Here is a 13,944-nt window from a genome sequence, read left to right as displayed (position 1 = left end):
GCCCCAGCTTACTAGAAGCGATACCTTTATATAGTAAATAGTGGCGCGAGAGTTCACGCTGGTTTTGGTGGATTATCTTAAGTGACACTTTTAACTAGTCACAGCGATCCCTTAGCATTGCTAGCTAATTGAATTGCTCAATAATATTAATACCTTAACACCTCCTCATTTGTGACTTGCTCTGTACCTTAAGTCTTAACTTTATCTGCCTTCTGCTTAAACAGTGGCGTTAGGCTCCCTTGTTATCTGCATGATAAAACTTGTCGGTCGTGCATGCTTATTCCCATGACCCCCCATAAAGCACATCGGCTGATGGCAGCAGGGGCAAGTTCGTATCGCTACAGCTCGTTTTACCTTTGCTACTAACGGAAATACCGCGCCTGCAACAGCCAGCATGAGCTGGATCTGTTGTCTAAGTTGGCTGCAATTCTCTCTTAACAATCCACAATCTCTGACCCGTCGCAATCCTTTGGGTAACACGTGTTGCAGCACTAACCATAGAAACTTCACTGTGGGTAATGTGCGCACTTTATTTGTCTGAGTTTGACTGTCTAGATAGTCGAAGCTGATGTGGCCATCGATGTCGCTGATGATATTCTTGTCAAGTAATACGCCACGGTAGAGATAACGTGACAGCCTCTTATTACAAAAAGTCAGCGCAGGTAGCCCTTTGCCGACATGCAGACAGTCAACGACCCATTTGTTGGGAACTGATGCTGGTAGTTGGATATCCAGTTTATGTGTCAGGTGTTCTAGTAACCGTGCTCGCCACACTGTGGCAAGGTTGAAGGCGTTGAACAGGTACTTGCCTTTGCTCTTGCGCCACTGTTTTTTGTCTTTGTTAAAGCTGCCTGCAGGGATTATGAAGTGGATGTGGGGATGAAAATCACGCCGCCTGTTATGGGTATGCAATACGCCCGTAAAGCCAATGTCACCGCCCAGTTTATTTGAACGCGCCGCAAAGTCTTTAAGCACACTGGCTGCCACCGAGAACATGGCTTGGTACATCGACTCTGGTTGATGTTTTGCAATGATACGAAGCTCAAAAGGCAAAGTAAAAGTGACCATATAGTATTCAACAGGGAGTAGTTTAGCTTGCTGTTTAGCGAGCCAATCTTGCGTGGTGTAGTGCTGACATTGTGGGCAACTGCGATGGCCGCATGAAAGCGGAAAGTCTGCGGTATGAGTGCATATACTGGCAAGCCCACTGACTGGTTCGCTCAGTATTAGTGCGGCAACTGAGCATGGAGTTGATGGCTTGGCGCATCGTAGTAGTGAGCTGTGATTGATACGCTTGATTAAACGCATCAAGATGGTGACGTAAAATGTCGACGAGCTTCATGCGCCACACTCCCATTTCAACACCAAGCAATCTGCAAGTTGGTTAATCGCTTCGACGGTGTTTTTACGAGTAATTTGGGTCAGTCTGGTGTAACGAGCGGTAGTGTTAAGGCTGTTATGGCCAAGCAAACTCTGTACCGAACGCAAGTCTAATCCTTGTTCGAGCAGATGTGTGGCATAGCTATGACGCAGGTTGTGAGGGCTGATAGATTTGTGAATATTGCACTCGGCAATCACCCGCTTTAGCGCTTTTTGAATGCCGCCTTTGTCTATCAATGAGTCAGGCTTGCCATCTTTTCCAGGAAACAGATAACGAGGATGGTGATGGGGTTTCCAGTAATAACGTAAAGCCTGCAAGGTACGTTTTGGCAGAGGAACCAATCTTTTATTCACATGGATGTGATGTATGTCATTTTTGCAGGAGCAAAAAATGGCCTTTACCGCCTTTAGCATCACGAATATGGACTTGCATCATTTGTGAATCGATATCGCCAACACGCAATGAAATCGCTTCCCCAAGCCGCAACCCCATGCTGTACAAGGTCAAAAAGCAGACCTGATAATGCAGTTGGCGGGTGAGACTAATCACGATAGCGACTTCTGCTGGAGTCAGAATATCGGGCAAGCGCTGCACTTGGGGCGGCTTGACGATGTTGAGCCACTCCCAGCTGTGGTTAAGCACGTAACGATAAAAAAACTGTAAGCCATTACGGTCTAACTTCACGGTGCTCCAAGAGTGTGAATCGATTAAAGAAGCAAAATAGCGCTTCAAATCATCGGTTGTGAGATTATCGGGACAGCAGTCAAAGAATGCTGCAATACGCCTTACAGCACGACTGTATGCGTCGATGGTTGCGGGTCGCTTGCCTTGCAGGGTTAAGTTGGTAAGATGTTGTTCATAAAGAAAATCAAAGCGTTGTTGTTCGGATGTGTTCATGACAATACTCCTAGTATTAATGGCCTAACAAGACCTGCACTAGTAAGTATTTAGGATGAGAGGATAGAGATAGTTTTATCTTTCTGCCGCATAGCGGCTTCGTTCAACAAGCCAATTAAGCGGGACTAAAAACAGTTTGCTCGGTTCCGGTTCCGCTTTCGCTTCACATTTTAGCAAACTATTAACAGCCTCTTATTGGGGCGTTAGGTTAATTGACGCAGTTGGTCACCTCTGTTATATTTCTCCTGTCACTGCTCTGTGGTGGCACAGCTTTTCACGGCTGGAGGAGAATCCAACTCAAAGTGCTAACAACTCATTCAAATTTAATACATTTGTTTTGTCTGTTATAAAAGGGTTCACGGGCAAGGAGAAACATATGTATATTTTACAAAATAAATCCCAACTTAACTCTTTCGTTAATTCAATTCGTGACCAATCATTAGTATCGTTTAGGTTTTCACCCAAACCAACAAAGCTCAAAGAGCTAGTTTCACGTTGTTTAGGTTTTAACACTTATGCAGGGATAATTTCAAACCTACCTATAGATATGGAAGAGTTCGATTATACTTTTCCAAAGCTTTTATCTGATGTATTAATGGCACAGCCTTATGGTTTAAGAGTTGACTATAAGACTATGAAAATCATCTACGACAATGCCATTGAAAATTGTGCGTATTGGGACGATGAGCGAGCACTTATGTCACTTCATATGGCAACTTTTGGGATGTAATTAACCTAACAAGTTGCTTAAAAATAACAGTTGGCCATCGTTTCTCGATTATAGCCAACCATTATTTTCCGCTTGGCAAGGCGTTATAAGTATCATCGAAATTAGGCGTTAGAATCTAGAGTAAAGGATTATCAAATTGAACTACGAAAAACGAATTATATCTGCAATTGAAAAAACAAAAGAGTTAGGCCTTGAGTTAAGTTTTAGTCCTTATCCTTTCACAAAACCTTTAAGCCATGAAGAGAAGCGACAAGCGTTACAGCTTTGTGTAGATGTTCTATATTCTAAGGGCTACCGACAATCATCAGATCTTGCGAGTAATTGCACTCCCGTACATCTAGATATGCAACACTTTCTAAAAAGTGAACTCAATTTAGATAGCTACATTACGATAGGTGACAGGTATTGGGATGATTATGTTTACTGTGAAATGTCGTATGAAAATATTAAATGTGAATTAAATAGCCCTGATTTTAATAACCCAATCAAGGCTCATGTATGGTTAACACTCTCCGATGGAACTATTTTAGATTGCACGGCAGAAGCTCACGCAGATTTATTGTATAAGCGTGGTGAACATCCAATTGAAAAATGCCTAATGCTAGTAGAAGCTAGTAATATCGAGAATGCTAAATCAGGCTATCATCGTCCTTATTTAATTGGAGCCGACTTCTTACAAAAGGCTGGTGTTTGCGGAAAATTAACCTAGCGAAAATTAACCTCAATTAACCTAGAATTAACCTAGCCACCCATTCTTAATTTATCCAACTCGAAGCTATAAAATTCCAGCCTCACTCTCACTAACTCAACATGATTTACGTCTTAAGTAGCTCCAGCTGAGGTTTATGGCTCTAGATGCCTCAATATCAGTCCAAAATCCGAGAAACACGCAGCAAGAATGCCGAACTTAAGTTCGGTTTGCCATTTCCATTAAAATAGATGTGTAACTAGGCGCTATCTAGCCATCGATGACAGTTAGCCGCCCCTTGCCGGCGCTTTCTATCTAAGTGTTCGCAGTAGGCATCTAACTCTTGAAGGGTTCCTACTGGACCTTTAAATAGTCGGCTGAATTCAGTGGTGAGTTTTAGCCAATTCGCTTGAGGAATGTTGAGTCTATCGAGTATCAGTTGTGATGTCTGGCTAATGGCACCACGCTTGTCGTCTCTAATAATACGCCCAGTATCATCAACCAGTTGTAAGTAATCTTTAGCACTGAACATCAGTCCTTTTGGCATATCCTTGCGTTCATTACCCACAAATGGCAGTAGTGACTTAGGTTGCTCTCCATTACAAGCTGCAGTTATACGTCGCTGAATGCTGGTGAAGTCTGAGGTTTCAGGTGTTGCGGCCATCTTGGCGCGGATTGGATTGAGGTCTACATAAGCCATGCAGGCCAGAACAGCGGCCTCATCCAGTAAGGCTTGGGACTTGAACCTCCCCTCCCAAAATCTCCCTGTACAGTTATCTTCCTTGTTCGCCTGTCTCGCAATGGGTTCATTGAGGCAGCGCATAAACCAAGATATATCACTTAATCGACTTCGGTATTGAGCAATTGAATGCTTTAAGGGTTTAACTTCAAAGCTTTCAACTAACTCCCCCTTAGCAAACTTCTGCGTAATTTCAGTCCCTTTAAACAGCTGATGCCAATGCGCTACCACTTCTTTATCTGTCCAGCTATTAGCCTCAAAAATATCAACCCTAAGCACTAAATGCAGGTGGTTAGACATAACAGCATAAGCCGCCACATCTATCGCAAAAATTTGAGCTAGTTCAAGTATCCTAGACTCAACCCATTCACGCCGATGCTCGTATGACTTGCCTGAGTATCTATCGACTCCCGTAAGCCACGCCATGCGAATACATCTAGAAATACAGTGGTAGAAAGGCGTGTCTTCAATGCTCATCAATGTGCTTCTTGGTCTGGCCATAGCAACCTCAATCCTACAGAGAGAACTTAAGCTTAGTCAGAGCTGAATTATCCATCAATAATTATGGGTGGCCATGTTATTCGATTTTGAATAAAAAAATATGCATTTCATCAAAGTAAAGGAGAAGTATCAGTTTTAGAGAGATATGTACTACAGATTGTCTAATGCCGTTCTGGAGCCTTCACAGAAAAAATCTCGTTAAGGAGTGAACTTAACGAGAAAAATAGTTGATGATACTGTTTTAATGCTTGTAGTTTACAACAGAGATTCGAATTTATGATTAAAGCCAGCACTCGACTTTATAGCTCCTACCCTTGAATGCCTATTTATGGGTTTTACTGTTAAATCGTATCCATTTAAACCTAATTCACTGACATCTCATCAGCTGGTGTTATAGCCAATGCATGCATGCCTTTAGGACCAGCTTCTACCTTATATTCGACAGTTTGACCCGCCACCAGAGTCCGGTAACCTTCCATCTGTATAGCTGAATAGTGGGCAAATACATCCTCACCACCAGCACCTGGACAGATAAACCCAAAGCCTTTGGTGTTGTTAAACCACTTAACCGTTCCTTTCATCATGCTTAGAATCCTTCCATCTTAATTCGATGACCTTAATATAAAACTTGAATCGCTATCTAATCCATCCAGTTTTGTTGCCACAACGTCGAGAAATTAATAACGAACAAAGGTCATCGACTTGCTAAATCAATGGAATGATCATACGTGAACTACACGTATCACGGCACTGTTCAAAGGGGCAGTATCTCAACTATAAAAAATAAAATATCTGCTTTATATCGGTCCCATTAACTCCCTTACATAAGCTGATTTTATTCAGCTTATGTAAGGGGCAAACAACCAGGACATCCATTATTATTCTAAGCAAGATAGCCCATCTAGATACGATCCTCGATTTTTCAATCCGCACACTTACACACCAAACGATACTCAAACAGTCTGTTATGAGTGACAATCTAGGGTGTCTTGGTTGTTCTTAGTTGTTACTTGGTTGTTCTACTGGCTGTCTCGAAAAAAGAAGGCCTCAATCCTATAGAGAGAATTTAAGCTTAGTCAGCTCTAAAAATAATCAATAATTATGGGTGGCCATGTTATTTTGGAGGCTAGCACCTCAAAGGGAGTTATTTTGTCTATGTACGAGTCATCAAAACTCGTGTATTTCATGTTTGGCAGTTATACTACATAGGCAAAATATTGCGATCAATTAACATTTTTAACCAAAGAGAATTATATGAGTAAAGGTACAGTAAAGTGGTTCAATGCTGATAAAGGTTTCGGATTTATTACACCAGAAGATGGCAGCAAAGATCTTTTTGTTCACCATTCAGAGATTCAAAGTGGTGGCGATTACGCAACACTAAATGACGGTCAAGCAGTTGAATATGAAGTTGGTCAAGGTCAAAAAGGACCTTGCGCTAATAAAGTTGTCGCTGTTTAGTCATTAGCACACAATAAGTTATTCAATCGGATAATTTACAGTTGGCTTATTCGCTTCGCCGATTATAGCCAACTGAATATCGCCGTTTAATACGGCGTTTTCTGAGTCAGCTTCCGCTTCAACCTTTTCCATAAAAATCGATTCCGGCTGAAATACCGTTTTATCTTGCACCATACTAGGTAAGAGAGAAGCCAAACGCACAATAAAAAGCCAACAGTCAAGCCGATACAAACGTGAACCCTTTCAGCATCCATTTCCCCTGTAAACCTAGCACCTCATTAGAGGCTAAAAATAGTTGGTTAAAATAAGCGATGAAGCAGAATTCAGCAACTGCATTTAATCCCTGCTTAAGAAATTGCTATAACGCTGTTTGATAGATATTTGGCTTATAAATTTCCATGAATGCATCAGGTTTACTTAATGATGAAAAACCAAATTGATCATACAAACCATGAGCATTAGATGTAGCAAGAGTAAAACGCCTTACACTTTTAACACTCTCGTGATTTAAAACGGCTTCCATAAGTAGCTTTGAAACACCTTGCCCACGAAATTTTGGCCACACAATAACATCCACCAAATTAGCAAAAGTTGCATGGTCTGTGATGATGCGACTAAAACCAATTTGATTTTTATCTATATATGCACCAATACATATTGAGTTTTCAATAGATTTGCAGACAAGCTGGTAGCTTATATTTTTTGCCCAAGTGCTTTCATTACAAAGAAATAGATGGATTTTTCTAACATCAAGATAGGATTTATTATCACTTAACTCTATCGGTCTCACATGCCCTCCTTGAGCTTTATAACGCTTTATATGGCGCGCAGCTTGCCGCATTATAGCCAACTAGATTAACTAGACCACCCATAGTTAAATAGTGATTGAATCAAATATTATAGATATTGAAAGCAACTATCTTGAACAATAAATAATAATGCATGCTCACGTAAACTTACCATTTTAGTAACTTATCAGTATGGTTTCATTGAATCAACAAGCATGGTGGCAGGGACAAACGAGAATTTAGATATTGGGGTATTTTTCAGGTTAGATCCTAACCAGGAGAATCAACAGCTGACGGTTAGCCGTAGACGTTTGATAGCAATAAAAATTCGGCTCAACCCGCTAACTGGGAAGTATCTAGCTCATTGGCTGCAATGGCCCTGAAGTGGAGTCCTCCTTGCGCGACACCTATCACCATGTTGCAGCTTGCCGGGGATTGGTCTATTTTCTCACATCTATTAAGCTCTAACTGATAGTCTTGATTTCGAATCGCTTGAGCGAAATCGGGGCAATTCACAGGAGTTTCTTCAATTTCTTTGAAGCAGAGTTTTTGCCTATACTCTTCGCCCTTTTCACCTTCTTGGCCTGCTACAAGATATTCCCAATCGTCTCCCCAGGAGTCAATTTGAAAGGTGTATTCCACACCATGAATATTCACTTTTATTTTTGGTCCGACTTTAATGCCATAATCCAGATGGTTAACAGCATAGACCCTGAGATAACAAGCAGAGTCTTTCTTTTCAACTCCATTCATTCCGGCCACCTCTTTTACACTCGTTGCCGGTTTAGCTTTTACTTCTGTGACGGTATCTAATTGAAAGGTCACATCTTCCTGACATCCGTTCAAGAATATAGCAATCAAGGCTAGTCCTGTAACTCTGAAAAGTGTCATTAAAATGCCCCTTGTAATTATTTGTATCGCAGCATATCAGAGTTATAGGCAAAGACTTTAGATATTTCACTCGCTTACAAATAAGCACCTTCAACATATAACTCTAATTAAAGCCCAGTGCTCAGTGAATAAATCCGCAAAACAAATAATCAAGAGGTGCTAACTCCAAACAAACCTCAAGCTGAAGCGAAATAAGCCAAACCCACCCCACAAAAATAAACTACTACTTAATGAGTATTAAGACATCTAGCTAATAGTTTGTAAATGACCTGAAACAACAACAAACAAACTAGTAAAAGAAAAGACCAATCAATAGTGAAGTGCACACAGGCAGAAAACCAAGAGAGAGGCTCCTCTTGGTTTACGTACCTCTTTTACGTTTAATTGACTGCTTGAATAGTTATCTTATGCAAGATATTACCAGGCAGCAGAGGCGTTGACTCATGGTTAGCATATTCATCGAAGCCTGCACGATAATAATCGGATAAGGGATGACCTGACTGACCGCCAGGTATCACCATGATGGCTTGAGACTCGAGCCCAGGTTGCACGATGAAACGTTGAGATGCACCAAAAGAACTCCTTTGCACCGCAGGCATAAAGCTATCACCAAAGCCTGTCACTGTTGGCATGTCCAGCAAGGTGCTTAACAGCGGCATCTGTTTACTGAAGGGATGCTGTATTCTGAGGGCATTGACCTTGCCCCAGTTCAGGGAGTCTAGGGCGCCGTTATCACTGTGTTTATCTAATAACTCTTGAGTCGAGTCAGCATAGGCCTGAATGGCAAACTTATTCCAATTCAAAAACGGCTCGGGAAGCCAAGAGCTAGGCTCATCTTCCAGTAGCTGCCACATGGCAGGTTCCAAATAACGCTTAATAGGAGATAGAGAAACGTTTATCTGTTTTAAACCTGTCTCTATTGGGGCAAAACTGGCATCGAGTAACTTAGCCCTGAAACTACGAACTAAGGTATAGCCAACAGAATCAGCACAGGCACATGCCTGCCAATCCCTGATAAATTGAATATCTTTGGCAAACCGAACCGGCTCATCTGACAGCAGGTTAATCAGATAATCATGCCAAGGCGTTAGAAATTTAGCCTTGTTGTCTAACTGCAATCGATAAAAATCCTGCTCGGTAAACTGCTCAGATTCGAATAAACGGTCACGGATCTGCTGGCTTCTGGCACCTAGGGCATAGCCTCCATCGCCAAAGCGGCTGAATTCCTCTGCCGATATAACACGAGAGTTGGCTGACCACAGCCGTCCATGCTCAGGATTCAGTACTTGTGGTAGCTCTGTCTCATCTATGCCCCACAAGACACCTTGAAAGGAGTCAGGAGATTGCGCCACATTCGCTGGGTTAGTCCTGGAGGGTACAGCTCCGGCGGGCTTCCAGGCGGCGTTACCTTTACTGTCGACTAACATCAAGTTTTGTATCGGGATCCCAAATGACGTCGCCAGTGCTAATCCCTCTTGCACATTCGATATTGTCTCTAATCCCAGCAGTTCCATATCGACGGCATAATCTTGGTGTGCCACCCAAGCAAGCGCATAATCTTGTCCGTTAACACGCTTAACCGGGCCAAATTTAGATAATAGCAGCGGATATTTGATACTCGATAAAGACCCCGGGAGCTTGATTACTTCTATCTCTGTGGTTAACAGCTCGTTCTCATCGATTGCTATCCAGTCAGCTGTATCTATATAGGCATTGGTAAATCCCCAGGCGACCTTGTTATTTGTGCCCACAACAATGGCCGGAGCGCCGGGTAAGGAGACACCTGTCACTTGTATAGTCTCACCTGTAGCTGATGGATAATTCAATTGAGCACGGTACCAGATGATAGGTACCCCAAACGACAGATGCATATCGTCGGACAACATGGCTCGGCCACTCATGGTTAAGGCGCCAGTTACCGCCCAGTTATTGCTGCCGATATCAATAGGTTCCTCAATAGTGCTCATCAGAGCCGTCGCTAGCAATTGAGGTTCAAGCTCTGGCGTTAATATATCTTCTATGGGGAGAATACTTGAATCTAGCGCCGCCTGATAAGGGCTATTTTGTGTCACGAAAGCTAACATCTGCTCGCCATAAAGGCGTTTAATCTGAGTCAGAGCCATGTCTCGCTTTGGGGTGTTACCTTGCAGATCCAGGTACATGCTAAAGATAACCAGCAAGCTATCCGCGGGTTGCCACTTTTGAGGGCTGGTCCCAGTGAGCAGATACTCGAAAGAACTCAGGTTTTGCTCTGCTACCGCCGCGTTAACACCATTAGCATAGGTCTGTAATAGCAGCTTTTGTTTGGGGTCCATCTTAGCGACTGTCTTTTCGGCACGCTTTCTTAGTTGATGAAAGCGACGAGACTTATCTAACTTAAGCGCCTTTTTACCGAAGATCTCAGCGAGCTCTCCAGCCGAGTTACGTCTAAGTAAGTCCATCTGAAAAAATCTATCTTGTCCGTGTGCAAAACCCAGAGCATAAGCCACATCTTGACGATTTTGACCATGAATGATCACAGTCCCTAATCTGTCTCTTTCTATGGTAACGGATTCAAATAGATGGCCACTGCGAAACTGCCCAGATAACTTAGGTAAACTCAGATGCAGTCCAAAATAGGCTGTAGAGAGAAAAATGAAAATCAAAGAGAGGGTCGAAACTAGGAGTATTTTTATTATTTTAGTCATCAAGTATCGTCATAATATCCAATATCATGACGATAATTATAACCTAAGTTACACTAATGTTAACTAAAACAATCCAGTAATAGAATAATTGCACCAGCAATGTATAAACAAACATGAAGCAGCATTTAGCCTTGCATAAAGCTTACATGCATTGAGCCAGTGCCCCCTTCTTCGTCGCCGCCATCACACAGCCTCTTTCACTATCTGTCGCCGCCTTACAATCCGCCATCAAGCTCTTATAATCTGGCGCCATACTGCCAAGCACCTTCTTAGCGTGCTTAACCACCTCACTACACTTTCCAACCGGAACGGGATCATAGTTAGTACAGCCACTAAGCATAAGAAACAGCATAAGGGTAAAGAACAAGGCTACACGGTTAATTTTATCAAGAGTTGAGAACTTAGGCATAATGCTTCCTTAATCGCTAGATTTGAGTAGCTAGCCTTTTCTTATATAAAGTAAGAAAATATAACGAAAAACCTACTTAAAAAGGCACTTAGAAATAGTAGAAGAGAATTGTAAGTTTTGCACACTTTGTATTAGCGCTTTACTCGACTAGAATAGCCGCTTCTAACAATGAAATTATCAATAAACAAGTCTACAAACATGGCAAAACCCAATAAGAAAGGCCCCACTCGCACTGTCGATATCTTCTGTGCTAAATGTAAAACCCAGCTATTTAAGTATCGTAAGGGTGGCAAAGGCTCTTTAGTAAAGTGCTTCAAGGAACGAATCGTCGACGACTTAACTAAAATACCCTGCACCTGCCCAAATTGTGGACAAGAGTTCGCTAGGGATACTTTAGTTCGAGGCACGCCGGCGTTTAAGATGATAGGTGGCAAGGTAACCTTTAAATAGACGTTAATCTGGGTTTTGTCACCTTATTCTTTGCAGCTTATTCTCAAATTTAGACTGTAATTTTAACGTCTTACCGCGTAAGCCAGGAAGGTTTCTTTGAATGATTATGTCTAGTGACAATTTTGTTAGTCGGTAGGCTTTGGAGTAATTAAGGTCCAAAAACTCAAGCTCTGCCAAACTATTCTGACCTTGTACTTGGCCATATGGACATTTGATTTTTTGATGATAATAAATAGATTTTTTAAATTGATACCTAGCTGCAGCATATCGATTTAGCCTTTGGTTAACATGACCAGAAAGCTCAAAAATATAGGCTAAATAAAGCCAATCCTTTTCTTTTGCCGCATCCTGCTTTGCTATCGAAAGTAGGGGTAACGCACGCTCAACTTCATTTTTACCAACAAAGTTATTAGCTAAAGATAATCTCAACCTAGCTAATTCACCAATATTTCCCTGTGTCTTTGCTTGCTCAATAGCTAAAGTTAATAGCTCATGGGCTAAGATAAAATCTCGGTTCTCTGTTAATAGGTTTGCAAGGAGTCGCTTAGCAGTGACATTGTCAGGTTCAGCCATTGATGCTCGTTCCAGATAGGTTCTTGCGACATTTAGTTTTCCAGACTGTAACAAGTCCAGTGCCCTGACGATATCCGGGTTTACGAACCTTGAATCATTAACGGTATTTATACTTACTTGATTCGCACCTGTTTTGAGATTTATCAAATTTGAAAGCTGTAAAAACAATTCCTCAACATCCGTGCCTACTAAGTGACCACTATCCATAACCTGTTTTTGATGTAAACGATAGGCAAGCTGGCTCCGTGCAGAATCGACAAACACCTCTGCCTCTATGATGAGGGATGCACCTGAAACCTCAAAGATTGTCTGCATATCCTCAATAGTTAAATCATCCTTTGAAACTGAAGCTCGATTCATTATCTCAATAACATCTTCAGCTTGTAGCACAATATACCGCTCAGAAGATCCCAGTCGATGGATTAATTTGTCCATTTCACCATAAACACTCCATTGAGTATCTACAGATTCCACTGCTGTTTTCGCTGTAGCTTTCACCGGCAGAACCAAGATAGAGCCAGCCTCTAAAGATGATTTTTTGCTGTTCTGCATATATATATAAATAAATCCAATAACTAAAGTAAGGAATAAAGTGAATAAAACATAAAAATGCCGCTTGATTAACTTGGATAAACTTACATTGGCAACCATTAATATTCCTTTATCTAATCTTTGGCGATAAACAATAATCTATTAGTAATTGAAGCCATCGCAAACCATAGAATGAGAAACTGTCAGCTAATAAGATATACACATACAAGCCACTAGGTCAATTAACGCACCCTTGTTAATTTATTAACCATAAAGTCTAAAAATGCTCTGATATGCGGCTTAGGATATTGAGCATCTTTGTAAATAGCATAAATTTCACCACTACCATTCTCCCTATGATTTACCGTCCAATCAGGCAAAATGGCTACTAGGTCTTTACTCTCAAGGTAAGGTTTTACCATCCACTCAGATAACAGGAGTACACCGCAACCTTTGAGTGCCGCGATTAGCAAGGGGGAGCCTCCTTTAGATATCAAATTGCCCGTAACAGAGACCTTTCGCTTGCTTTTCCCCTTGTTGAAATACCAATGATTCCTCTGCCTCTCTTGGCTGATGAGTAAGCAGTTATGCTCACCTAGATCACTGGGCTGTGTGATCGTTTTATGCTGCTCTACATAGATAGGTGATGCCGTTAACAAGGTACGATTTTCCAGTAATTTCCTAGCCTTTAAACCACTATCTTGGGGAACACCGATACGAATGGCCAGATCCACATTATCGCTATGAAGATCCACCAGCTTATTGTCTAGGTCTAAATCAACTTGCACATCTGGGTACATCTGCAAAAACTCAGGAATAATCGGCGCCAGACATAGGTTGCCAAAGCTTTCGAACACAGAGATCCTTAACAAGCCTTGGGGAGTATCTTGGGCCCCCCGCATCTCAGCCAGCAAGATATCGGCATCTTCAACTAACTTGCCTGACTGTTTGTAAAAATAACTCCCCTCTTCGGTTAAGATTAGCTGACGAGTACTCCGCTTAAATAGTGTTGTTTTAAGCTGAGCTTCAAGACTATCGATATTGCGGGCGATTGAAGATGGTGCCATATGCAAGACCTGAGCAGCCTGAGAAAAACTTCCCGAATCCACAACCTGATGAAACACCTTAATCTGTTCTAACATTTCCTATGCCTCAGTATCTCCAAAATCAGCTTTGCGTTTTACGCAAAGCTGTTTAAGTTTATACGTGTATTCAGTT

At 41.8% G+C, this 13,944-nt stretch carries 14 protein-coding genes and 1 pseudogene; 4 read left to right on the top strand and 11 right to left on the bottom strand.

The features are described from left to right. Positions 1 to 216 precede the first annotated feature (216 nt). The 3 genes and pseudogenes from SVI_RS05590 to SVI_RS21975 all read right to left on the bottom strand — a co-directional run bounded on the left by SVI_RS05590 (position 217) and on the right by SVI_RS21975 (position 2,278). Positions 217 to 1,342: pseudogene (locus SVI_RS05590) on the bottom strand (IS91 family transposase). Beyond that, entirely contained in the window at positions 1,339 to 1,734 is a 396-nt protein-coding gene (locus tag SVI_RS21980) for a tyrosine-type recombinase/integrase (protein ID WP_269453341.1), read from the bottom strand. The pseudogene SVI_RS05590 and the gene SVI_RS21980 overlap by 4 nt, the downstream one beginning before the upstream one ends. Positions 1,735 to 1,750: 16 nt before the next feature. Then, the gene (locus tag SVI_RS21975) at positions 1,751 to 2,278 is read right to left on the bottom strand and encodes a tyrosine-type recombinase/integrase (RefSeq protein WP_013050477.1); all 528 of its coding nucleotides are present in this window, start codon (positions 2,276 to 2,278) and stop codon (positions 1,751 to 1,753) included. 376 nt (positions 2,279 to 2,654) lie between these two features. Between SVI_RS21975 and SVI_RS05580 the strand changes: the two genes are divergently transcribed. Further along, a complete protein-coding gene (locus SVI_RS05580; protein WP_013050476.1) occupies positions 2,655 to 3,008 on the top strand; it encodes a hypothetical protein in 354 nt (117 codons plus the stop codon). A 136-nt stretch (positions 3,009 to 3,144) separates the two neighbouring features. Then, entirely contained in the window at positions 3,145 to 3,717 is a 573-nt protein-coding gene (locus SVI_RS05575; protein ID WP_013050475.1) for a hypothetical protein, read from the top strand. A 238-nt stretch (positions 3,718 to 3,955) separates the two neighbouring features. On the opposite strand, the gene SVI_RS05570 is transcribed toward SVI_RS05575, so the two are convergent. Both SVI_RS05570 and SVI_RS05565 read right to left on the bottom strand, forming a co-directional pair. Further along, complete coding sequence (locus SVI_RS05570) at positions 3,956 to 4,936, bottom strand: transposase (RefSeq protein WP_013050474.1); 981 nt, start codon at positions 4,934 to 4,936, stop codon at positions 3,956 to 3,958. 362 nt (positions 4,937 to 5,298) lie between these two features. Further along, positions 5,299 to 5,520 carry a cold shock domain-containing protein gene (locus SVI_RS05565; protein ID WP_013050473.1) on the bottom strand — a complete coding sequence of 74 codons (222 nt, stop codon included), beginning with the start codon at positions 5,518 to 5,520 and terminating at the stop codon, positions 5,299 to 5,301. 670 nt (positions 5,521 to 6,190) lie between these two features. Between SVI_RS05565 and SVI_RS05560 the strand changes: the two genes are divergently transcribed. After that, the gene (locus tag SVI_RS05560; protein WP_013050472.1) at positions 6,191 to 6,397 is read left to right on the top strand and encodes a cold-shock protein; all 207 of its coding nucleotides are present in this window, start codon (positions 6,191 to 6,193) and stop codon (positions 6,395 to 6,397) included. A gap of 358 nt (positions 6,398 to 6,755) precedes the next feature. On the opposite strand, the gene SVI_RS05550 is transcribed toward SVI_RS05560, so the two are convergent. The 4 genes from SVI_RS05550 to SVI_RS05535 all read right to left on the bottom strand — a co-directional run bounded on the left by SVI_RS05550 (position 6,756) and on the right by SVI_RS05535 (position 11,172). Beyond that, on the bottom strand, positions 6,756 to 7,187 hold the full coding sequence (locus tag SVI_RS05550; protein ID WP_013050470.1) for a GNAT family N-acetyltransferase: 432 nt from the start codon (positions 7,185 to 7,187) through the stop codon (positions 6,756 to 6,758). A gap of 331 nt (positions 7,188 to 7,518) precedes the next feature. Further along, a complete protein-coding gene (locus tag SVI_RS05545; RefSeq protein ID WP_013050469.1) occupies positions 7,519 to 8,076 on the bottom strand; it encodes a hypothetical protein in 558 nt (185 codons plus the stop codon). Between the two features lie 380 nt (positions 8,077 to 8,456). Then, the gene (locus tag SVI_RS05540; protein ID WP_041419724.1) at positions 8,457 to 10,763 is read right to left on the bottom strand and encodes a penicillin acylase family protein; all 2,307 of its coding nucleotides are present in this window, start codon (positions 10,761 to 10,763) and stop codon (positions 8,457 to 8,459) included. Positions 10,764 to 10,905: 142 nt separating this feature from the next. Continuing rightward, positions 10,906 to 11,172 (bottom strand): hypothetical protein, encoded by a 267-nt coding sequence (locus tag SVI_RS05535; protein ID WP_013050467.1) that lies wholly within the window; start codon positions 11,170 to 11,172, stop codon positions 10,906 to 10,908. A gap of 198 nt (positions 11,173 to 11,370) precedes the next feature. On the opposite strand from SVI_RS05535, the gene SVI_RS21840 reads away from it, so the two are divergent. Beyond that, positions 11,371 to 11,622, top strand: a complete 252-nt coding sequence (locus SVI_RS21840) for a Zn-ribbon motif protein (protein WP_041419723.1) — start codon at positions 11,371 to 11,373, stop codon at positions 11,620 to 11,622. 18 nt (positions 11,623 to 11,640) lie between these two features. Here SVI_RS21840 and SVI_RS20675 read toward each other — a convergent pair whose 3' ends face one another. Further along, a complete protein-coding gene (locus SVI_RS20675) occupies positions 11,641 to 12,846 on the bottom strand; it encodes a tetratricopeptide repeat protein (RefSeq protein ID WP_013050465.1) in 1,206 nt (401 codons plus the stop codon). A gap of 122 nt (positions 12,847 to 12,968) precedes the next feature. Further along, the gene (locus tag SVI_RS05520) at positions 12,969 to 13,868 is read right to left on the bottom strand and encodes a LysR family transcriptional regulator (RefSeq protein WP_013050464.1); all 900 of its coding nucleotides are present in this window, start codon (positions 13,866 to 13,868) and stop codon (positions 12,969 to 12,971) included. Positions 13,869 to 13,944: the final 76 nt, after the last annotated feature.

It is taken from the genome of Shewanella violacea DSS12 (genome assembly GCF_000091325.1).
Classification (GTDB): Bacteria; Pseudomonadota; Gammaproteobacteria; order Enterobacterales; family Shewanellaceae; genus Shewanella; species Shewanella violacea.
Note: the sequence above shows the minus strand (reverse complement) of the source record. Positions and strands in the feature narration are given on the sequence as shown.